This window comes from Rhizobium sp. SVR5-9E (assembly GCF_056755095.1).
The window spans coordinates 1-230 of record NZ_JBNDHS010000833.1 but is presented as its reverse complement, the minus strand read 5'-3'; the positions used below and the strand labels follow the sequence as shown (position 1 = coordinate 230).

1 pseudogene is annotated in these 230 nt (G+C 33.9%); it reads left to right on the top strand.

What is annotated here, in order from left to right:
* Positions 1 to 4: 4 nt before the first annotated feature.
* Positions 5 to 230 (top strand): annotated as a pseudogene (locus tag ACPYOJ_RS37180) (tRNA-binding protein); the annotation flags it as partial.

The window sequence follows — 230 nt, the reverse complement described above, 5'->3', positions numbered from 1 at the left end:
GTGTATAAGAGACAGCATCATGACAGTAAAACCTGAAATCTCATGGGCAGATTTTGAAAAAATTGATATCAGATGCGGAACTATTGTTTCAGTAACTGATTTTGAAAAAGCCAGAAACCCTTCTTATCAGTTAGAAATAGATTTTGGAGATTTAGGCATAAAAAAATCATCTGCACAGATAACCTCTTTATACCAAAAAGAAGAATTAATTGGCATGCAGATCCTTGCTG